This window comes from Peribacillus glennii, assembly GCF_003429105.1.
In the GTDB taxonomy this organism is placed as follows: Bacteria; Bacillota; Bacilli; order Bacillales; family DSM-1321; genus Peribacillus; species Peribacillus glennii.
In genome coordinates this window covers 1,528,331-1,550,909 of record NZ_QVTD01000003.1, presented here as the reverse complement: position 1 = coordinate 1,550,909, position 22,579 = coordinate 1,528,331, and the positions used below count along the sequence as shown (strand labels likewise).

Genomic DNA, 22,579 nt, shown 5'->3' with positions numbered 1-22,579 from the left:
TCCTTTAACGGAAAAATGCCAAAATGAGAACATATTTTCTTTTTTTGCGATTAGGTTCTATAATGTAAAGAAAGAAAGCCTGGTAAAGGTGGGCGAAAAATGTGTTTATCCATCTCCATATACAAAGTGCGTACAGCTTGCTGTCAAGCACCGTCAAAATAGACGAGTTAGTGTCACAGGCCAAGGCCAAGGGGTTTCCGGCACTTGCTTTAACCGACAGGAATGTCATGTATGGTTCCATTTATTTTTATAAAGAATGCCAAAAGCAGGGCATAAAACCAATTATCGGATTGCTGGCTGATGTCCTGGACGGGCAAGAAGAGCCATATCCGCTCATTTTATTGGCCAGGAATAATGAGGGCTATCAAAATCTGTTGAAAATCACCAGTGCCATAAAAACGAAATCGGCTGCCGGAATCCCGCTTAAATGGCTTGGTGCCTATTCAAAAGGTCTGATATCCATTTCACCAGGGGCTCCTGGCAGGATTGAGACCTTTCTAAGATTAGGGGAATTCGAGCAGGCAAAAGAGACGGCGAAATTATACCAAAGCATTTTTGGAAGGGAATCTTTCTATCTATCAATGCAGCGCATGCCGGCTCCCGAAGAAGACATGGAAGCCCTCTTGAAACGTCTTTCACAAGAAACAGGCATACCGATGGCCGCTACCAATCCCGTTTTTTACTTAAATAAGGAGGATGCACTGGCTAAGGAAGTGCTTGAAGCTGTGAAAAACGGCGAGAAATTATCAGATCAAAACCGAATCGAGCCTCTCGGGGGAGAAAATTACCTGAAAACAGGAAAAGAAATCGCCGAACAATTCCTCGATTTGCCTGATTTATTGGAAAACACGCTGAAAATTTCCGGCGAGTGTGATGTGAACATTACGTTTAACCGCTCATTGCTGCCCAAGTACCCTGTAGAAGGGGGCATGGCAGCCGATGAGCTTCTGAAGGAAGTTTGCCTCGACGGGCTTCAAAAGAGATACAGGAATCCGCAGACTGGACATTATGAACGGTTGCAATATGAATTGTCAGTAATTAAAAAAATGAATTTCAGCGACTATTTCCTCATCGTCTGGGATTTTATGAAGTATGCGCGGAAAAATCACATCCTGACCGGACCGGGACGAGGGTCGGCCGCAGGTTCCATGGTGGCCTATGTTTTGGAGATCACCGATGTCGACCCAATTAAACATAAGCTCTTGTTTGAAAGGTTTCTCAATCCTGATCGCATTAGCATGCCGGATATCGATATTGATTTCCCCGACAATCGGAGGGAGGAAGTCATTTCGTACGTTGCCTCGAAGTACGGTGAGCTGCACGTAGCCCAGATCATTACGTTCGGTACTTTTGCTGCTAAAGCGGCGATACGCGATACCGGCCGCGCATACGGTTTGAATGCAAAGGAACAGGAAAGACTGTCCAGAATGATCCCATCGCGATTGGGAACTACCCTTAAGGGGGCTTTTAAAGAATCGAACGCGTTAAGGGATTTCGTGAATGAGAGTAATTTTAACCAGTCACTCTTTGAAACGGCATTAAAACTTGAAGGGCTTCCCCGCCATACTTCCACACATGCAGCAGGGGTGGTGATCAGCGACTTGCCGCTTACGGAAATTATCGCAATCCAACAGGGACATGAAGGCATTCATCTTACTCAATTTCCAATGGATCTTCTTGAAGAGCTGGGGCTTTTGAAAATGGATTTTCTGGGTCTCCGGAATTTGACACTGATAGATAATATAGTATCAAACATCCAAAAAGGAACAGGACAAAAAGTGCATATAGAAGACATCCCAATGGATGACGCGAAAACGTTCCGGCTTCTAAGTAAAGGGGATACGACAGGCGTATTCCAGCTTGAGTCGGAGGGAATCAGGAAGGTAATCATGAAGCTTGCCCCTACACGCTTTGAAGATATCGTTGCGGTGAACGCCCTGTATCGCCCGGGACCGATGGAGAATATCCCCTTGTTTATTGAACGGAAGCATGGACTGAAATCAATCGATTATTTGCATCCGGACTTACAGCCTATTTTGGAGGATACTTACGGGGTAATCGTCTACCAGGAGCAAATCATGCAAATAGCCTCCAAAATGGCCGGTTTTACGCTGGGCGAAGCGGATTTGCTCAGGCGTGCAGTTTCCAAGAAAAAGAAAGACGTCCTAGACAGGGAGAGAGCGCATTTTGTAAACGGGGCGAAAAAACAGGGGTATTCACCGGATATTGCCAATGAAGTTTATGACAGCATCGTCCGGTTCGCCAATTATGGTTTTAACCGCAGCCACGCAGTAGCGTATAGCTTTATAGCCTACCAGCTGGCTTTCTTGAAGGCGCATTTCCCAGGATTTTTCATGGCTTCTTTGCTGACATCGGTGATCGGCAACGAAGATAAAATTGCCCAGTATGTGGGCGAAGCAAAGAACAAGGGGATTCCTGTCCTGCCTCCTTCGATCAATAAAAGCGGATACCCGTTCCAGGCAGAAAAGGAAGGGATACGGTTTAGCCTGGCGGCGCTTAAAGGGATCGGCGGTGCGGCGCTTAAAGAAATATTCCAGGCAAGAAGGCAAAAGAAATTCAAGGATTTATTCGATTTTTGCCTCCGGGTTGCAAGCAAAGCCGCAGGAAGAAACATCCTTGAGGCACTCATCCATTCAGGTGCCTTTGATGAATTCGGGGAAGACCGGGCAACCCTGCTCGCAAGCCTTGATGTCGCGTTAAGCCATGCAGAACTTGTTAAACCCGAAGACGGAGGGTTCGACTTGTTTGGATCCGATGAGTTGTCGTTAAAGCCCAAATATGTGGATGTCGAACCAATCCGGATGGAGGATAAACTGTATTTTGAAAAAAGTGTACTGGGCCTTTATTTATCGAATCATCCGGTTGCGTCATACAGGAAGATCTTCCGTCATTTCGGAGCAGTTTCGATAGACAATGCGATATTAAAAACAGAAAATAAGGCATTATTGGGGGTGTATATTTCCTCTGTCAAAAGCATACGTACAAAAAAGGGAGAAGCAATGGCCTTCCTGACGGTAAGTGATGAAACCGGCGACCTTGATGCAGTAGCTTTTCCGACTGTATATAAAAACCACATGCCGATGCTGGTTAACGGTAATATTGCCATGTTAAGCGGGACGATAGAGGAACGGGACAGCAAAAAGCAATTCATTATCCAGGAAATTTACTCCCTCGAAGAGTTAAAAGATATGATGGAAGAAAAAAGTTCACGACTGTTTATAAAAATCGAAAAGGATAAACAGACTGCCTCCAATTTAAAACGACTCAAACAAGCATTATTCAAATATAAAGGAACAACGAAAGTCATGCTTTATTACGAAAGGGAAGACAGGTATGTACAATTGTCTTTAGGGGACTGGGTAACGCCGACCGCGGAACTTTTAACGAAATTAAAGGCAATCGCAGGAGATGGGAACGTCGTATTAAAACAAGATTAATGATTCACAAATTGTTCAGTTATGTTATATTTAAAGAAAGGCATCGTGGTCAGACCACTTTTTGCGACTGGATTTTACAACCCATCTTCCTTTTGAATAACCCGAGGAGTGAACACATTGTCATTACGAGAAGAAGCCTTGCACATGCACAAAACAAATAAAGGGAAGCTTGAAACTGTATCAAAGGTTCCTGTAAGGAATGCCGAAGATTTAAGCCTGGCCTACTCACCTGGGGTGGCAGAGCCATGCAAAGAAATCTATGACAAACCAGAATCGGTATATGACTATACTATGAAAGGCAATACCGTAGCGGTTGTTTCTGACGGGACGGCTGTGCTTGGCCTTGGCAATATCGGGCCTGAAGCTGCCATGCCGGTGATGGAGGGGAAAGCGGTACTGTTCAAAAGCTTTGCTGGTGTCGATGCTTTTCCGATATGTCTAAAAACGACTGATGTGGATAAAATTGTAGATACCGTTAAGATGCTGGAACCGACATTCGGCGGAGTGAACCTTGAGGATATTGCCGCCCCGAACTGCTTCATCATCGAAGACAGGCTTAAAAAGGAAATGGACATTCCCGTTTTCCATGATGATCAGCATGGCACAGCGATCGTGACGGTTGCCGGCCTTGTTAACGCGCTTAGGATAACGGGCAAATCAATGCCGGAAATAAAAGTGGTTGCAAGCGGCGCAGGAGCAGCCGGAATCGCAATCATAAAATTACTATACAGCTATGGGGTACGGGATATCATCATGTGCGATTCCAAGGGGGCGGTCTATGAAGGGCGTACCTTTGGCATGAATGAAGTCAAAGACCAAATAGCCAAGATTACAAACCGCCACAGGCTCGAAGGAAGCCTTCAAGAAGTCATAAAGGGAGCGGATGTGTTTATAGGTGTTTCCGTTGCCGGAGCATTAACGAAGGAAATGGTGGCATCGATGAATGCAGATCCGATTATATTTGCAATGGCGAATCCCGATCCGGAAATCATGCCGGATGATGCAAAAGCTGCCGGGGCGATAGTTGTCGGAACAGGAAGGTCGGACTTCCCTAACCAGGTAAACAATGTACTTGCATTCCCGGGAATCTTCCGGGGTGCCCTAGATGTACGGGCGACCCATATCAATGAAAAAATGAAAGTGGCGGCAGTGGATGCGATTGCGGGATTGATAACGGTAGAAGAACTTCATGCCGACTATGTGATTCCTGCTCCATTCGATGAGAGAGTTGCTCCTGCAGTTGCGGCGGCAGTTGCCAAAGCAGCCATGGAAACGGGGGTTGCAAGGCTCAAAGCCGACCCTGAAGACGTAAAGGAGAAAACCAGAAAGCTTGCGATTATTGGAAAAAGCGAGTGATGCGGAAATGATCCATTCCAATCCATCTTCGAAAATATATTTGGATATTGTAGAAAAGCTAAGGAATATGATAGAAGCGGACGGGCTTTTGCCCGGCGATAGAATTCCCTCGGAAAGGGAGCTGGCGGAACGTCTGAATGTGGGGCGTTCCTCAGTCCGTGAGGCTTTGCGGGCGCTAGAGCTTCTTGGGCTTATTGAAACGCGCAGAGGAGAAGGGACCTTCATAAAGGATTTTCAGGAGCATAGGCTGGTGGAGTTGTTGGGAGCCTTTTTCCTGCAAAACCCGCAAATCCAAAGCAACTTATTGGAAACAAAATACTTGATTGAAATGGATTGCATAAGAACAATTATCGCATATTGTTCCGAGGCCGATCTGGATATCCTGTTGAAGTGGGCGGCGCAAAGCGGATTCGATGATGAATCATTCTTTCAAAAAATTGCGGAATTGAACCGAAACAAGCTATTGGAAAGAATATGGCGTATCATCAACAGCTATGCAAAAGCCTCATATGCTCCTGCGCAAGCAATTCCACTCGAAGGTTACATAAATTTGATTCAGGCTTTGAAGGAGCGGAATGAAAATAAAGCCCGTTCCATTTACTACCATAGCATCAGAAAACTGTCGACGGACACCTGACATGTTTTTACAGAATTTTTACAAGCTAGCTGATAAAGTTAAGGACAAGCGTTTAATGCCAGTGAGAATTAATGGCAAAGGGAGGTTTCATCTTGCTTAAAGAGCTATTTACAAAATCGAAAAAGAAGAAATACGCTACGATTCCTTCCGAACGGGATAAGCAGGATGTTCCCGAAGGAATCATGTCTAAATGCCCAAACTGCAAGAAAATCATGTATACAAAAGAATTGGTCAAAAATTTCAAAGTATGCCTTCATTGCGGCCATCACTTTACGATGACTGCTTATGAAAGAATAGAAAGCCTGTTCGAACCGGAGAGCTTTACGGAAATGGATGCAGGGCTCCTATCAGCCAATCCCCTTGATTTTCCTGATTATATGGAGAAAATTGAAAAAGACCGTGAGCATTCAGGACTTAATGAAGCCGTCGTGACGGGAGTCGGTAAAATCGGTGATAGTCAGGTAGCGGTGGCAGTCATGGATTCCCGCTTCCGGATGGGAAGCATGGGATCGGTCGTGGGTGAGAAAATAACCCGGGCTATCGAAAAGGCAAGGGAATTACGGATTCCCTTCCTGATATTTACTGCTTCCGGAGGGGCAAGGATGCAGGAGGGCGTACTCAGCCTCATGCAAATGGCTAAGACAAGCGCCGCACTGAAAATGTTCAGTGATGAAGGCGGACTGATCATCTCTATCATGACACATCCGACTACAGGCGGTGTTTCAGCCAGCTTTGCCTCATTAGGAGATATAAATTTAGCCGAACCGGGGGCTTTAATCGGTTTCGCCGGCAGAAGGATCATAGAACAAACAATCAGGGAAGAGCTTCCGGAAGATTTCCAGACAGCGGAGTTCTTGTTGAAACATGGCCAGCTCGATGCCGTGATTTCCAGGTTGGAAATGAAGGATAAACTGAACAATATTCTGGAAATCCATGTTCCGGGTGGTGAATGGGTATGATAGGCGAGTTGGAATTCGAACGTCCGATTACAGAGCTTCGGAAAAAAATTCATGAATTAAGGGAAATAACAAAAGATGCGGAAGTTGATCTGTCTGCTGAAATAGAAAAGCTGGAAAAAAGGCTTGAAAAGCTAGAGACGGATATATATGAAAACATGAAGCCTTGGGACCGGGTACAGGTGGCCAGGCATCCGGCCCGGCCGACCACCCTCGACTATATCCCCCATCTGTTTACTGATTTCCTGGAACTGCACGGTGACAGGCATTACGGAGATGATAAGGCAATCGTCGGCGGCATAGCGAAGTTTGAAGGCTATCCGGTAACGGTTATTGGACATCAAAGGGGCAAGGACACAAAAGAAAATTTACTCCGGAATTTTGGTATGCCGCATCCTGAAGGATATAGAAAGGCATTGAGGTTAATGAAGCAGGCTGAGAAATTCCATCGGCCGGTCATTTGTTTCATTGATACTAAAGGAGCCTATCCTGGCAAAGCAGCCGAAGAGCGGGGACAAAGTGAAGCCATTGCGAAAAACCTTTTTGAAATGGCAGGGCTGAGAGTTCCCATCATTTGCATTGTCATTGGAGAAGGCGGCAGCGGTGGCGCCCTTGCTCTCGGAGTCGGAGACAGGATTCACATGCTCGAGAATTCCACCTATTCCGTGATTTCCCCGGAAGGAGCTGCTGCTCTCTTATGGAAGGACTCCACCCAGGCGAAACGGGCTGCCGAAACGATGAAAATAACCGCACCCGATCTGCAGGGGCTTGGAATTATTGACGAGGTCATACCGGAGGAAAAAGGCGGTGCACACCATAATATCCAAAATCAGGCAGATACCATACGCTCTGTCCTGAAGAATTCTTTGGATGAGCTTCTTTCTCTAAACGGGGAAGAGCTGATCAACCAAAGATATTTGAAATTCAAACAAATTGGGGAATACTCGTTAGAAAAGGAATTAACCAGGGTAAAGTGAACGTGTTGCCAGTATGGCGCACGTTTTTTCTCGCGTTCCTGTTTTTTGACTTTTCCGAAAACATAGTTTCTTTACAAATTAAAAATGAAAACGTTTTATTAGAAAAATAACTAATATTCAGGGACCAAATAGGTTTACGAAATGAAACAACTATTCTAGAATGAAAGCGCGGAAGATAAAAGTAAAATGATATATAGGATCCAATCAAATAATGTAGGCAAATTATGGCTATATTAAAGAAGTAATAATCCTGGATTATTGTCGGTCTTTTTTTGCTTAAAATGATATCGGCAGACGTCTATGGGTTAACCAATTTAAATTTACATAATTCGGGCAAACCTTTCGCATATTAGCGAGCAGTCCGAACCAGCAGTTTTTCAGAAGTTATATCGAGGTGATTGTTGATGAAGAAAATAGGTGTACTGACCAGCGGGGGAGATTCCCCGGGAATGAATGCGGCCATCCGTGCGGTTGTCCGTAAGGCGATCTACAATGATATTGAAGTTTATGGAGTTTACCGTGGATACCAAGGACTAATTGAGGGGGAAATAAAGAAGCTGGAAATTGGTTCGGTCGGTGATATCATACACAGGGGCGGAACGATGCTGCACTCTGCACGCTGTCTTGAATTTAAAACAGCTGAAGGGCAACTAAAAGGAATCGAACAATTAAAGAAACATGGCATAGAAGGCCTTGTCATTATCGGCGGAGATGGGTCTTACATGGGTGCAAAGGCCTTAACAGAAAGAGGCTACCCTTGCGTCGGCGTCCCCGGTACCATTGACAATGACATTCCTGGTACTGAATTCACCATCGGCTTTGACACAGCTTTGAATACCGTAATCGATGCCATCGATAAAATCAGGGACACGGCGACCTCCCATGAAAGAACATACCTGGTTGAAGTAATGGGCCGCAATGCCGGGGATATTGCTTTATGGGCGGGGCTGGCAGGTGGTGCCGAGACCATTATCGTACCCGAATATGAATACAATATGGACGATATTACCTCGAAGTTACAGCGTGGGCACGGACGCGGGAAGAAACACAGTATTATTATCGTTGCAGAAGGTGTGGGCAGCGCTGTTGATTTCTCAAAGAAAATCGAAGAATCAACCGGCTTTGAAACCCGTGTTACGGTTTTGGGACATGTGCAGCGAGGCGGTTCCCCGACAGCTTCGGACCGGGTCCTTGCCAGCAGGCTGGGCGCACTTGCGGTGGAACTCCTTATGGAAGGCAAAGGAGGCCGGGCGGTCGGGATCGAGAAGAACCGTTTGGTCGATTACGATATCATTGAAGCTCTTGCCATGCCTCACAATATAGATAAAAAAATGTATGATCTCTCTTCGGAATTGTCAATTTAGCCAAGATAAGGAAGGCTTCGGCAGAATTATATCGTGAAATAAGCGGCAGCTTTGTGAGGAAGCGGGTCACAGCACACAGGCGGAAAACATAAGGACGTGGCGTCCTGTAGCCTGTGTTCTGCTTCATGCAATAATAAAGTTTTATACTTTCCTATCAGCCAAACAAGTGTTAAAAGAAATCACTGGAGGTAATGAAGCATGCGCAAGACAAAAATCGTTTGTACGATCGGCCCTGCAAGTGAAAGCATGGAAAATTTGACTCAACTTATCGAAGCAGGCATGAATGTATCGAGATTAAATTTCTCCCATGGCAGCCATGAAGAGCACGGAAACAGAATTATCACCATCCGTGAAGCCGTACGCAAAACCGGTAAGCAGGTTGCGATTCTTTTAGATACAAAAGGCCCGGAAATCAGGACCCATAACATGGAGAATGATGCGATTGACTTAGCGGCAGGAAACGAAGTCATTGTATCGATGGAAGAAGTGCTTGGAACTCCCGATAAATTCTCCATAACATATGAAGGGCTTATTGATGATGTCAATGTCGGCTCAAGAATCTTATTGGATGACGGATTGATAGGCTTGGACGTTACCGGCATCGACCGGGACCGGAAAGAGATTAAGACCAAAATCCTTAACAGCGGAACACTTAAAAATAAAAAAGGAGTCAATGTTCCTGGTGTATCGGTAAAGCTCCCGGGGATTACAGAAAAGGATGCACAGGACATTATCTTTGGAATCGAGCAGGGGATTGATTTCATCGCTGCATCATTCGTACGCCGTGCTTCGGACGTACTCGAAATTCGCGAACTTTTAGAACAGCATGGTGCGCCACATATCCAAATCATCCCGAAGATCGAGAACCAGGAGGGTGTGGATAACATTGATGAAATCCTTGAGGTTTCCGATGGCTTGATGGTTGCGCGCGGAGATTTAGGCGTCGAAATTCCGGCAGAGGAAGTGCCTCTGGTTCAGAAGCAATTGATCAAGAAATGCAATACGCTAGGAAAGCCTGTCATTACCGCTACGCAAATGCTGGATTCCATGCAAAGGAACCCCCGTCCTACCCGTGCGGAAGCAAGCGACGTAGCAAATGCGATTTTTGACGGAACAGATGCGATTATGCTCTCCGGTGAAACAGCTGCCGGTTCCTATCCGATAGAGGCTGTCCAAACGATGCATAATATTGCTTCCCGCGCCGAATCTGCCTTGAATCATAAAGACCTTCTTTCAAGAAGAAGCAAGGATAATGGACATAATGTTACGGATGCGATTAGCCAATCGGTAGCACATACCGCTTTAAATCTGGGTGTTGCCGCAATAATTGCGCCGACGGAAAGCGGACATACACCGAGGATGATTTCTAAATACCGCCCTCATGCGCCAATTATCGCCGTGACATCGAAAGAACATGTGTCAAGGCGGCTTGCCCTCGTTTGGGGTGTATATCCTCAATTAGGCACCGAAGCTAAAACAACTGACGAAATGCTCGAATCTGCAATCGACTCCAGCTTAAGCTGTGAGCTTGTTAAACATGGGGATCTTGTGGTAATTACCGCCGGCGTTCCGGTAGGGGAAACGGGAACCACAAACCTGATGAAAATCCATGTGCTTGGAGATACCCTGTTAAAAGCACAAGGGATCGGCAGAAAATCAGCCAAAGGAAATGTGGTGATCGCAAAGTCCGCTGCAGAAGCTAATGAAAAGGTTTCCGAAGGTTCCGTCCTTGTTACAATAGGAACAGATAAAGAAATGATGCCTGCACTTGAAAAGTGTTCAGCGTTGATAACAGAAGAGGGCGGCCTTACAAGCCATGCTGCGGTTGTCGGGATCAATCTCGGCATCCCGGTCATCGTGGGCGCGGAAAAAGCAACTTCCATTTTAAAAGATGGGCAAAGCATTACTGTTGATGCAAGCAGGGGCGTTATCTACAATGGACATGCGAATGTTCTGTAAGATCATTTTGGATTCTTTCAGCCCGTATCCTGAAAGTGAACTTCGAAAATAATCAACAATGGATGGCTTATGTGGTTCCAAACAGTTACATGTTATTGAACCAGGTGATAAGCCATCTTTTTTTTGCATGGAACCTTCCAGTTTTCATAGTGGGTAATGTTAGAATCGTCTCTGCCGATTGCTGTATAATGATAGTAGCAGGCAACATCCACTTTGTAATCGCCCTGGAGGAATAAGATGAAATACTTTTTGCTGATATTGATTGCACTGCCTACGGTTGAGATTGCAGTTTTGTTGTTCACCGGAAGGACAATAGGGTTCTGGCCGACGCTTGCGCTTATGATTTCAACCGGAGTAATTGGCGCATACCTGGCAAAGCAGCAGGGGCTTGAAACTCTAAGAAAGGCCCAGGAGCAAATGAGATATGGGCAAGTACCGGGAAGCGCCCTTCTGGATGGAATCTGTGTTCTCGTTGGAGGTACATTGCTATTGACACCCGGTTTCGTTTCGGATCTCTTTGGATTGTTCTTATTGCTTCCGCCCACCAGGAAAATCATCAAACCGCTGCTGCTTAAATTACTAAGAAACATGATCGATAAAGGAAATATCACAATCATTAGGTAACACGACCCGGCTGAAGAGGCCGGGTCGTTTTTTTTACTTGCTGCAGTTCCTGTTGTAATACAGAATTATTTGGTTTTTCGTCGTCTATTAATCAATGGAATGTTGATACTAAAGGATCCGTAAACTTATTATAAATTAATTTATCAAAATTGTTAGAAAAATGGTGACAAACTTAAAAACATTGTTATATAATACAAATAAGAAATTGTTATAATACAAAAACAAATAATAGTTTCTGTATTATAACAAAAAATACCTAAACCAGGAGGAATAATACTATGAGACAAGAAAGAGCCAGGAATCTTGAAGAAAGCTGGAAAAATGACGAAAGGTGGAACGGAATTACCAGGCCTTATAGCGCAGAGGATGTAATCCGTTTAAGAGGTTCTATCGATATTGAACATACATTGGCGCGCCGGGGTTCTGAGAAGCTTTGGAACCTAGTGAATACAGAGGATTTCATTAACGCACTTGGTGCTTTAACAGGAAACCAGGCAATGCAGCAGGTTAAAGCAGGGCTTAAGGCGATCTACTTAAGCGGGTGGCAAGTGGCCGCCGACGCCAACCTTTCCGGACATATGTACCCGGATCAAAGCTTGTACCCGGCAAACAGTGTGCCGCAGGTCGTAAAACGAATTAACCAGGCACTTCAGCGTGCGGATCAAATTCACTTCATGGAAGGTAATGAAGAAATCGATTGGTTTGCACCAATCGTAGCGGATGCTGAAGCAGGTTTTGGAGGACAGCTGAATGTTTTCGAACTAATGAAAGGCATGATAGAAGCAGGTGCTGCAGGCGTTCACTTTGAAGATCAGCTAGCATCAGAGAAAAAATGCGGCCATTTAGGCGGGAAAGTACTTCTTCCGACACAAACGGCTGTAAAGAACTTAATTTCTGCCCGTTTCGCGGCTGATGTCATGGGAGTCCCTACCGTGTTGATTGCACGCACAGATGCAGATGCGGCAGATTTAATTACAAGCGATATCGACCCGGCAGATGCGCCGTTTATTACTGGCGAGCGCACACCTGAAGGATTTTTCAGAACGAAAGCCGGTTTGGACCAAGCTATTGCAAGAGGGCTCGCATACGCACCATATGCAGACTTGATCTGGTGTGAAACATCTGAACCAAATCTTGAACAAGCACGCCGTTTTGCTGAGGCAATCCATGAGAAATTCCCTGGCAAGCTTCTGGCATATAACTGTTCGCCTTCATTCAACTGGAAGGCAAAACTGGATGATGAAACGATCGCTAATTTCCAGCGGGAAATCGCAAAAATGGGATACAAATTCCAGTTTGTTACACTCGCAGGATTCCACACTCTCAATCATAGTATGTTCGAATTGGCACGTGAATATAAAGACCATGGCATGGCTGCCTACTCCAAAGTGCAACAAGCGGAATTTGCAAGTGAAGAATTTGGTTACACAGCAACAAGGCACCAACGTGAAGTCGGTACCGGCTATTTTGATGAAGTTGCTCAGGTTGTATCCGGAGGTACATCATCCACAACAGCCCTTAAAGGCTCTACCGAAGCGGAACAATTCAATTCCGGAAAAAAGGAAGAAATTAAGGCATAAAGAAATAGTGCCAGGCAGCATTCTTTTTCAGGATGATGCCTGGCACCTTTTTGTGGAATTGAAGAAATATTATTTCGCAGCCCCACGGATTATTTCTAGGGTTTAACTGTGGGTTGTTCGATTGACATCTCTTTTCAGGCTCGCCAATTGCAGGGTTTTCATTATGCTTTTTAGATAGGATCTTTACCCATTATGTAGCTCCAAATATCCCTGAATACATTGGCGCGGTGCAATGTGTTAAAAATCACGAGCACAACCGGCCCTGCAATCAGCCCAAGAAAACCAATCAATTTGAAACCGACAAAAAGAGCGATAAGAGTCGCTAGCGGATCCAGTCCAATACTCGAGGATAAAACTTTAGGCTCCATTAATTGTCGTTGGACAATGACCACAGCATACAATACCCCAAGGCCAATCGCCAGACCTGTATCCCCAGTAATGGCAGCATAAATAATCCATGGAACAAACACCGTTCCGGTACCCAAATATGGCAGGATATCCACTAAACCGCATATCAAGGCGATTGTTATTGCATATTTGACCTGCAGGATCAATAACCCGACGAGAACAATGATGGTAGTTAGGGAAATTAAGGTGAATTGTGCACGGACGAACCCGAATAATGCTTTTTTTAAATCCTGGATAACCCGCTTGAAGCTGAAAAACACTTTCTCAGGCATTATATTGCCGCTGAACCTGGAAAGCCGGTACCAATCCTTGCTGATAAAAAATGTCGCCAATAAGGAAAAAATCAGGACTGTGGCTGCGTTAGGGAACCAGCCTATGATTGCCGGTATGTTCTGGAAAAATCCCTGTATAAAATTCCCGGCTGTCGAACCGATTTTCTCGCCCACGTTCTGGATATTTGCCATGATCGTATCCTGCTGTTCCACATCAAGGTTATTAAAAAGGGTTGCGATTTTGTTGTAGAACGGCAAAATCTGGCCTGCTACAAATGCTTCGATAAAGTCTATGATCGTCTCCACATGTTTAGGTACCATCTCTCCTAGATAATCGGCACCCGAAACAATTTCGGCTACTAACAGTGTGATCAACCCGGCAAAAACAGAAAGGATCAACAGGAGTGCAATAAAAACTGCAAACCCTCTCGGCAATTTTGTTTTTGTTTCCAGAAAATCGACGAGGGGATTCATGAAAAAGGCGATAAACACAGCGATGATGAAAGGATAGGTATACTTGGATAAGTAAAAAAGCGATAATATGCCGGCAATGATAATGCATATTACTAGAAGAAATCGGAGAAAACGGTTTACAATGAAAGGATTCATATTTTCCCTCCCCTTGTTTCAGTATACGAAAGAATCGAATCTATAAAATTCCGGGCTATGGGTGTACAGCCCGGGTACCAATCTGCTCGTTTAATTATAATGCTTAATACGCAGAATATGAAAAGAAAGTTTCACCGCTAATAAAAGATTCATTGAATGAATGAACAATATTTCTGCAATTAAAATAAGTCTTTTATTATGTTGCGATAATAAGAAATAGGTCAGGAGAAATGTTTATGAACGGATCGGTTCTTTTTTTATTTATGCTGGGGGCGATCGGTTATTTAGCAAAAAATAATTCGCTTATGGTTGCGGCAGGCTTTCTTCTGCTGCTGAAGTTTACCGGCCTGGATGCAAAGGTATTCCCCTATTTATCATCTAAAGGAATCAATCTCGGAGTGACGGTGATTACGATTGCCGTATTGGTCCCGATTGCAAATGGGGCAATCGGCTTCAAAGAGCTGGGAGAGGCAATTAAATCCCCTTATGCCTGGATTGCACTTGCTTCAGGAATTGCTGTGGCGCTGATGGCAAAAGGCGGCCTTTCATTGCTTGCAACGGACCCGCATATCACAACAGCGCTCGTTTTTGGAACGATCCTGGCCGTAGCACTATTTAAGGGAGTCGCTGTAGGACCATTGGTTGGTGCTGGAATTGCCTACCTATGTATGCAAGTGTACAATTTTATAAAATAACAGAAAAGGTGTGTACTTCAATGGAATTTTTATCCTTGCGGCGGCCATTATGACGGCGCTGAACCCTATGCGGCTTGCATTCGGCTGCAGTGATGGCCCTTTACACACCTGTCCGGGACGGCAAATAATAATAAATATTTATGTTTTTCTAAAAAAATAATAAATTTTTCACATTTTAGGTTCTTTCCATTCACAAAAATCTGATAATTGTATATAATGGATTTGTAGAACCCCTTGCAACGGAATGGCGGAGGGCGGTGGATTGCTGCAGTGCGCATGTTTCAATCTTAACCCCACCACTTCTTCATACATAGAGGCCAATTCCTGAGCAAGCGCTCGATAGAGATGTTTTGATAGAATATCATTAGGGTAAAAATGAGAGACGGCAATAGGTAGAAAGAATCAAACATTTTTGTACCTTTAGTGATAACGCTTTCATTTTAAAGCATTACCTCCTGTATTACATAATGGCGTTGCTGAATTCAACGCCATGTTGGAAGCGCTCTAATTTTACAGGCAGGGGGACAAGGGAAAAGGGGAATATTCAAGAAAAGGAGATGTTTTGTATGTCAGTAACAAAGGGTCTGGAAGGAATAGTGGCAACAACTTCATCCATCAGTTCGATCATAGATGATACGTTGACTTATGTTGGCTATGATATCGATGATCTTGCTGAAAATGCTACATTTGAGGAAGTAATCTATTTATTATGGCACAGAAGCCTTCCAAATAGCGGCGAATTGGAGCTGCTGACTAAGCAGCTTGCTGAAAATGCCAGCCTGCCAAAGGAAGTGCTTGACCATTTCAAAATGTATCCGATTGAAAAGGTACACCCGATGGCAGCTCTCCGTACAGCAATATCATTATTGGGCCTGTATGATGAACAAGCTGATGATATGTCGGAAGATGCGAACTACCGGAAAGCAATCCGGCTGCAGGCGCAGATTCCCACAATCGTTACAGCATTTGCCCGTGTCAGAAAGGGGCTTGAGCCTGTTGCTCCCCGTACGGACCTGAGCTTTGCGGCTAACTTCTTATATATGCTGAGCGGCAAAGAACCGACGGCCATTGAAGAAGAAGCCTTTAACAAAGCTTTGGTGCTGCATGCAGATCATGAATTAAACGCTTCTACTTTTACAGCACGAGTTGCCGTTGCTACATTATCCGACATCTATTCAGGGCTTACCGCTGCAATCAGCGCGCTAAAAGGCCCATTGCATGGCGGAGCTAATGAAGCGGTAATGAAGATGCTTACAGAAATCGGAACAGTAGAAAATGCAGACTCCTACATTAACGGGAAATTGGAGAACAAGGAAAAAATCATGGGCTTTGGACACCGTGTATACCGCAACGGGGATCCGCGCGCGAAGCATTTAAAAGAAATGTCCAAAAAACTGACTGAACTTACCGGCCAGTCAAAATACTACGATATGTCGGTGAAAATTGAGGATTTGGTCACTTCCCAAAAGAATCTTCCGCCGAACGTGGATTTCTATTCAGCTTCCGTATATCACAGCCTTGGCATTGACCATGACCTGTTTACGCCAATTTTCGCTGTTAGCCGTACATCAGGGTGGCTGGCGCATATTCTTGAACAATACGAAAACAATCGCTTGATCCGCCCTCGCGCTGAATATATTGGCCCTGGCATGCAAAAATATGTACCAGTGGAAAAAAGATAATAATTTTATTTTTTAATTTAGCGATTATATAGTAAATTAATAATTGTGAGATAAAGAGGTTAGATGGTTTATAGAAAACCACTAACCTTTGAATTTGAAATGGAGGTACAGACATGACACAAGGTGAAAAAATTACAGTAGAGAATGGTACATTGCAGGTACCTAATAACCCGGTTATCCCTTTTATCGAAGGAGACGGCATTGGCCCTGATATTTGGGCGGCAGCTTCACGTGTTCTTGAAGCAGCGGTTGAGAAAGCATATAACGGTGAAAAGAGCATCGTTTGGAAAGAAGTGCTGGCTGGAGAGAAAGCTTTTAACCAGACAGGCGAATGGCTTCCGAAGGAAACACTGGATGTCATCAGTGAGTATCTAATTGCAATCAAAGGCCCGCTTACCACACCGATTGGCGGCGGGATCCGTTCATTGAACGTTGCACTTCGCCAGGAGCTTGACCTGTTTACATGCTTGCGCCCAGTGCGCTATTTCGATGGGGTTCCTTCCCCGGTCAAACGCCCTGAGGATACGGACATGGTTATTTTCCGTGAAAACACGGAAGACATCTATGCAGGTATCGAGTATGCAAACGGAAGTGATGAAGTAAAGAAATTAATTGCCTTCCTGCAAAATGAAATGGGTGTTTCAAAAATTCGTTTCCCTGAAACTTCCGGTATCGGAATCAAGCCGGTTTCCGAAGAAGGGACTCAACGCCTTGTGCGGGCTGCCATCAATTATGCGATCAAAGAAGGGCGCAAGTCCGTGACTTTGGTACATAAAGGAAATATTATGAAGTTCACAGAAGGGGCATTCAAAAATTGGGGCTATGAACTGGCTGAACAGGAATTCGGCGATAAAGTGTTCACATGGGCCCAATATGACCGCATTAAAGAAGAACAAGGTACTGAGGCTGCAAACAAAGCCCAGGCTGAAGCCGAAGCAGAGGGCAAAATCATCATCAAGGATTCCATTGCCGATATCTTCCTGCAGCAAATCCTTACACGTCCAAAGGAATTTGATGTAGTGGCAACAATGAACCTGAATGGTGACTACATTTCTGACGCGCTTGCTGCACAAGTTGGCGGTATCGGTATTGCTCCAGGGGCTAACATAAACTATGAAACTGGACATGCGATCTTTGAAGCTACACATGGTACTGCTCCTAAATACGCAGGCCTTGATAAGGTAAATCCATCTTCTGTCCTTCTTTCAGGCGTGTTGATGCTTGAACACCTTGGCTGGACGGAAGCTGCTAAATCCATCATAAGCTCAGTTGAGAAGACCATCTCTTCCAAAGTTGTAACATATGACTTTGCACGCCTGATGGAAGGTGCCACTGAAGTGAAATGCTCCGAATTTGCTGATGAATTGATCAAAAACCTTTAATTTTTACTGGGATTCGATAGGATTTGAAAAAATCATCCGGATGCAGCTGAAAAGCTTGCATTCGGATGGTTTTACTATATACCACAGCAAGGGGATAGCTTAAAATGTAAGATTTCTACATAATCGTAAGGAGGGAACTGACATGTCCATGAAACGTAAAAAAATCTCTGTTATCGGTGGCGGATTTACAGGTGCCACAACTGCCTTTTTATTAGCTCAAAAAGAGCTTGGCGATGTTGTGCTGGTGGATATCCCACAAGCGGAAAACCCAACTAAAGGGAAAGCCCTTGATATGCTCGAAGCAAGTCCTATCATGGGATTTGACGCAAATATCATCGGAACATCAAATTACGCAGAAACAGCTGATTCAGATATCGTGATCATCACTGCAGGCATTGCCCGCAAACCAGGCATGAGCCGTGACGACTTGGTGCAGACAAACCAGAAGGTCATGAAATCAGTTACCCATGAAATCGTAAAACATTCGCCGAATACTACGATTATTGTACTTACTAACCCGGTTGACGCAATGACTTACACTGTATTCAAGGAATCCGGCTTCCCTAAAAACCGTGTAATCGGGCAATCCGGGGTTCTTGATACAGCGCGTTTCCGTACTTTCGTTGCACAGGAACTAAACCTTTCAGTCAAAGATGTTACCGGCTTCGTACTGGGCGGCCATGGAGATGATATGGTACCGCTGGTCCGCTATTCTTATGCAGGCGGTATCCCTCTTGAAACCCTTATTCCACGCGAGCGTTTGGAAGCGATTGTGGAACGCACCCGCAAAGGAGGAGGCGAAATCGTTAACCTTCTTGGAAACGGCAGCGCTTATTACGCACCTGCGGCTTCACTTGTTGAAATGGCAGAGGCGATCGTTAAAGACCAGCGCCGTGTGATTCCTTCCATAGCTTATCTTGAAGGGGAATACGGTTTTGAAGGAATTTATCTAGGAGTCCCTACGATCCTTGGAGCTGGCGGTATCGAACAAATCATCGAACTTGAACTTACAGAAGAGGAAAAGGCGGCACTTGCTAAATCCGCAGCATCTGTAAAAAGCGTCATGAAGGTACTTCAGTAATTATTCTTTTTCAGTAGCTAAAAGAGGATGTCCAAATGGTCATCGGGTTGAGGTTCGATGCCCCCATTATTGCAGGGCACCCTCTTTTTTTAAACCGTAAAAAGCGATTAGTAAAGGAGACGGTAGGTTAATGCTGTTAAGGAAAAGGAAGCTCGGCAGGAAAATTGAAGAAATCAATATCGGGGAAAAATTGACCCTCACTGAAAAAATGGAAGATAAAGACCTTCTATTGTATCTCGGTTTGACCAATGACGCTAACCCTCTTTATATCCAGCATGATTACGCTTCACTTACGTCCTACACTAAACCGATTGTTCCGAACATTATGCTTGTCGGAATTATCACCTCAGCGATTTCTAAATATCTGCCGGGGCCCGGCAGCCACATTCTTTCTCAGGAACTGGAATTTCCAAAGCCTGTCTACCATTATGGTACTGTAACATTCTTTTTTGAAGTAATAGGAGTAAATAGAGAAAACCATTTTATTGAGATTGACATTATCGGTGTTAATGAAGAAGAGGAAATCGTTTTAAAAGGAAGCATGAAGGCGTGCCCTCCCAAGCAAATCGCTTCTACCGACGGAAGCATTCTTGATAATTTTTAAAAAGAAAATTGCAAAAGAGTGATCACTCTGCCTCCTATGCCTGGAGGCTTTTAAGGGATGTGTCATAGGGGGTCAGCCCTTATGACACATCTTTTTTTAATAGGTATGAAAAAAACTTTCATACCTGAATTAGGCAGAACACAGGTTAAGTGCGCTACGTACTGTAGCGCTGTGTGACCCACATCCTCAGAAAGCTGCCGCTTTGTTTTATGCGATTGAACGCCTGTGGCCCAAAATGCAGGCACAAAGTAGGACCTTTGTGAAAAAAGTTTTCCTGTCTACTTTTTTTCATTATAATGATAGTGGATGAAGGCTAACATTATATATTGGGGTACTATATTTTCAGGAGGAAGCCATGGCAAAAAAAGTTCTCGTTGTGGATGATGAAAAATCAATACTGACCCTGCTTCAATACAATTTAGAACAGGCCGGTTATTCCGTTGCCACAGCAATGGATGGGGAGGAAGGCAAAAACCTTGCATTAGAAATAAATCCTGATTTGATCGTCTTGGATTTGATGCTTCCAAAGCTTGACGGAATAGAAGTATGCAAACAGCTTCGGCAGCAAAAAGTGATGGTGCCGATTCTGATGCTTACGGCAAAAGACGATGAATTTGATAAAGTGCTCGGTCTGGAACTAGGTGCCGATGATTATATGACCAAGCCCTTCAGTCCCCGTGAGGTAGTTGCGCGCGTCAAGGCGATACTACGCCGTTCCCAGATTCAATCAGATTTAAAGGAAGCCGTGCCCGAAGAAGATGATGAGCGGCTGAAGTTCGGCGATTTACAGATCTATCCTGATCGGTATGAAGCCTTTTTTTGAGGAGAATCTGCTGGAATTGACACCAAAGGAGTTTGAACTGCTACTGTACCTCGCTAAGCATAAGGGCAGGGTATTAACAAGGGATCAGTTGCTGAGTGCTGTCTGGAATTATGATTTTGCAGGCGATACAAGGATCGTTGATGTCCATATTTCCCACCTCCGTGAAAAAATTGAACAAAACACAAAGAAACCACTTTATATCAAGACGATAAGGGGTTTAGGCTACAAGCTTGAGGAGCCCAGAGCGGAATGACCAAGTTCAGGACCAAGCTTCTTCTGACTTTAATCAGCATGATCACCGTCGTTTTAATAGCGGCCGGCCTGCTGCTGGGCCAATTATTTAAAAGTCATTACGTGGATTTTTTTAATGAAAGAGCCCATAGAGAAACGCTTTTTATATCTAATTATATAAAAGAGAATGGCGGCGTCGACAATTTTTTAAGAGGAGGCAGCAAAACCGAACTGACGGCTTTGCTCGGATCCCATTTCACCATCCTGTCTGAAAATGGCACAGTGCTGTATGACTCCCATGCCAATAGAAAGAACAAACCGGGGAACCATGCTGCCATATTGCGACAGATCATGGAAAACAAAGGCTCCGGTAAGCAAGGGTATGAAGTGGTCCAGGATTCTGCCGACCTTCATTATTATTGGAAAGCGATCGAAAGGGATAATCGAGTCGAAGGGTATATAGTTCTGAGCAATGAGATGGATGTCATGCAAAAGGCGCAGCGTCAAATGTGGTGGATCCTGATCGGAAGCATCGGGGCTTCACTTATTGCGATTATCATTATCGGAAGCAGGATCGCCATAAGATATATCCGTCCGATTGAATCCGCCGCTACGACCGCTATCGAATTGGCCAAAGGGAACTACAGGGCCCGAACATACGAAGACCGTTCCGATGTTGCAGGGGGCTTGAGTACCTCGCTCAATATTTTGGCAAGAAACCTCCAGGAGATGGAGATTGCAAGGGAAATGCAGCAGGACCGGCTTGAAACGCTAATTGAAAATATCGGCAGCGGTGTCATGCTGATCGATAACAAAGGCTATGTTACATTGATCAACCGTGAATATAAGGAACTTTTTCATGTTGGGGCGTCAGATATTCTGTACAGGTTATATTATGAAGTGATCGGCCATAAGGAAATCATTCATATTATTGAAGAAATTTTCATGATTGAACAAAGCATTAAGCGCCAGCTCCTGATTCCCCTTGCAATTGAACGAAAACACTTTGAAGTATACGGGGCGCCAATCATTGGCAACCATGATGAATGGAAAGGTATCCTGGTTGTCTTACATGATATCACCGAATTAAAAAAGCTTGAGCAAGTGAGAAAAGACTTTGTGGCAAATGTTTCCCACGAGCTGAAAACACCGATCACTTCCATTAAAGGTTTTTCCGAAACCTTATTGGACGGGGCCATGCAGGATGAAGAAGCATTGCAGCATTTCCTATCGATCATTTTAAAAGAAAGCGACAGGATGCAGGCGTTAATCCAGGAGTTATTGGATTTGTCAAAGATCGAGCAGCAGGAATTCGTCTTGAATATCGAGAGCTTGAATCTGCCCCAGTTGCTTCAAGAGACATGTACGATCCTTCAGGGAAAAGCGGATGAGAAAAATATTTCATTGACGTTACATGCCCCGAAAAATCCCATCACGATCAATGGAGATTCGTACAGGGTAAAGCAGATATTCATCAACCTGATTACGAACGCATTGAACTATACAGGACAAGGCGGATCGGTGGATATAAGCGTAGCTGAGGATCGCCATTCGGTAAAAGCAGTCGTGCGTGATACCGGCATTGGGATTGAGAAAGAGGAATTGCCCCGTATATTCGAGCGTTTTTACCGGGTAGATAAGGCAAGAAGCCGAAATTCAGGTGGCACAGGCCTTGGGCTTGCAATCGTGAAGCATATAGTGGAAGCGCATAAAGGAAGGATATCCGTTGAAAGCCAGCCAGGCAAGGGCACGACTTTTACGGTGATTTTTAATAAGAATGTAAAGGAATGAAGGGGAAATCGTGTAAATTGAAGTAATTTACATTATTTTAACAAATAATTCAAGCGTCCTTAATATCAGGAGCTTACAATAACTTATGAA

16 protein-coding genes and 1 pseudogene are annotated in these 22,579 nt (G+C 44.5%); 16 read left to right on the top strand and 1 reads right to left on the bottom strand.

What is annotated here, in order from left to right:
• Nucleotides 1–101: 101 nt before the first annotated feature.
• The 9 genes from dnaE to aceA all read left to right on the top strand — a co-directional run bounded on the left by dnaE (nucleotide 102) and on the right by aceA (nucleotide 12,911).
• On the top strand, nucleotides 102–3,458 hold the full coding sequence (dnaE, locus tag D0466_RS09000; RefSeq protein ID WP_117322154.1) for a DNA polymerase III subunit alpha: 3,357 nt from the start codon (nucleotides 102–104) through the stop codon (nucleotides 3,456–3,458).
• Between the two features lie 117 nt (nucleotides 3,459–3,575).
• On the top strand, nucleotides 3,576–4,814 hold the full coding sequence (locus tag D0466_RS08995) for an NAD(P)-dependent malic enzyme (protein WP_117322153.1): 1,239 nt from the start codon (nucleotides 3,576–3,578) through the stop codon (nucleotides 4,812–4,814).
• Complete coding sequence (locus tag D0466_RS08990) at nucleotides 4,789–5,451, top strand: FadR/GntR family transcriptional regulator (protein WP_233522567.1); 663 nt, start codon at nucleotides 4,789–4,791, stop codon at nucleotides 5,449–5,451. Before D0466_RS08995 ends, D0466_RS08990 begins: the two co-directional genes overlap by 26 nt.
• 92 nt (nucleotides 5,452–5,543) lie before the next feature.
• On the top strand, nucleotides 5,544–6,410 hold the full coding sequence (gene accD, locus D0466_RS08985; RefSeq protein WP_117322152.1) for an acetyl-CoA carboxylase, carboxyltransferase subunit beta: 867 nt from the start codon (nucleotides 5,544–5,546) through the stop codon (nucleotides 6,408–6,410).
• Nucleotides 6,407–7,384: an acetyl-CoA carboxylase carboxyl transferase subunit alpha gene (gene accA, locus D0466_RS08980; RefSeq protein ID WP_117322151.1), complete on the top strand. Its 978-nt coding sequence runs from the start codon at nucleotides 6,407–6,409 to the stop codon at nucleotides 7,382–7,384. The genes accD and accA overlap by 4 nt, the downstream gene beginning before the upstream one ends.
• A 404-nt stretch (nucleotides 7,385–7,788) precedes the next feature.
• Nucleotides 7,789–8,748 (top strand): 6-phosphofructokinase, encoded by a 960-nt coding sequence (pfkA, locus tag D0466_RS08975; protein WP_117322150.1) that lies wholly within the window; start codon nucleotides 7,789–7,791, stop codon nucleotides 8,746–8,748.
• A 198-nt stretch (nucleotides 8,749–8,946) separates the two neighbouring features.
• Nucleotides 8,947–10,707 carry a pyruvate kinase gene (pyk, locus tag D0466_RS08970; protein ID WP_117322149.1) on the top strand — a complete coding sequence of 587 codons (1,761 nt, stop codon included), beginning with the start codon at nucleotides 8,947–8,949 and terminating at the stop codon, nucleotides 10,705–10,707.
• A 237-nt stretch (nucleotides 10,708–10,944) separates the two neighbouring features.
• On the top strand, nucleotides 10,945–11,331 hold the full coding sequence (locus D0466_RS08965) for an FxsA family protein (protein ID WP_117322148.1): 387 nt from the start codon (nucleotides 10,945–10,947) through the stop codon (nucleotides 11,329–11,331).
• A 278-nt stretch (nucleotides 11,332–11,609) separates the two neighbouring features.
• On the top strand, nucleotides 11,610–12,911 hold the full coding sequence (aceA, locus tag D0466_RS08960; RefSeq protein WP_117322147.1) for an isocitrate lyase: 1,302 nt from the start codon (nucleotides 11,610–11,612) through the stop codon (nucleotides 12,909–12,911).
• A 170-nt stretch (nucleotides 12,912–13,081) separates the two neighbouring features.
• Here aceA and ytvI read toward each other — a convergent pair whose 3' ends face one another.
• Nucleotides 13,082–14,200: a sporulation integral membrane protein YtvI gene (gene ytvI, locus D0466_RS08955; protein ID WP_117322146.1), complete on the bottom strand. Its 1,119-nt coding sequence runs from the start codon at nucleotides 14,198–14,200 to the stop codon at nucleotides 13,082–13,084.
• Between the two features lie 236 nt (nucleotides 14,201–14,436).
• Between ytvI and D0466_RS08950 the strand changes: the two genes are divergently transcribed.
• The 7 genes and pseudogenes from D0466_RS08950 (at nucleotide 14,437) to pnpS (ending at nucleotide 22,489) form a co-directional block, all read left to right on the top strand.
• Nucleotides 14,437–14,895, top strand: a complete 459-nt coding sequence (locus D0466_RS08950; protein WP_325048692.1) for a DUF441 domain-containing protein — start codon at nucleotides 14,437–14,439, stop codon at nucleotides 14,893–14,895.
• A gap of 566 nt (nucleotides 14,896–15,461) precedes the next feature.
• Nucleotides 15,462–16,577: a citrate synthase gene (gene citZ / locus D0466_RS08940; RefSeq protein ID WP_117322143.1), complete on the top strand. Its 1,116-nt coding sequence runs from the start codon at nucleotides 15,462–15,464 to the stop codon at nucleotides 16,575–16,577.
• Nucleotides 16,578–16,690: 113 nt separating this feature from the next.
• A complete protein-coding gene (gene icd / locus D0466_RS08935) occupies nucleotides 16,691–17,959 on the top strand; it encodes an NADP-dependent isocitrate dehydrogenase (RefSeq protein WP_117322142.1) in 1,269 nt (422 codons plus the stop codon).
• A gap of 142 nt (nucleotides 17,960–18,101) precedes the next feature.
• A complete protein-coding gene (mdh, locus tag D0466_RS08930; RefSeq protein ID WP_117322141.1) occupies nucleotides 18,102–19,040 on the top strand; it encodes a malate dehydrogenase in 939 nt (312 codons plus the stop codon).
• A 130-nt stretch (nucleotides 19,041–19,170) separates the two neighbouring features.
• Nucleotides 19,171–19,644, top strand: a complete 474-nt coding sequence (locus D0466_RS08925; protein WP_117322140.1) for a MaoC/PaaZ C-terminal domain-containing protein — start codon at nucleotides 19,171–19,173, stop codon at nucleotides 19,642–19,644.
• Nucleotides 19,645–19,999: 355 nt separating this feature from the next.
• Nucleotides 20,000–20,720, top strand: a pseudogene (locus D0466_RS08920) (winged helix-turn-helix domain-containing protein).
• Nucleotides 20,717–22,489, top strand: a complete 1,773-nt coding sequence (gene pnpS / locus D0466_RS08915; protein WP_117322139.1) for a two-component system histidine kinase PnpS — start codon at nucleotides 20,717–20,719, stop codon at nucleotides 22,487–22,489. Before D0466_RS08920 ends, pnpS begins: the two are co-directional and overlap by 4 nt.
• Nucleotides 22,490–22,579 lie beyond the last annotated feature (90 nt).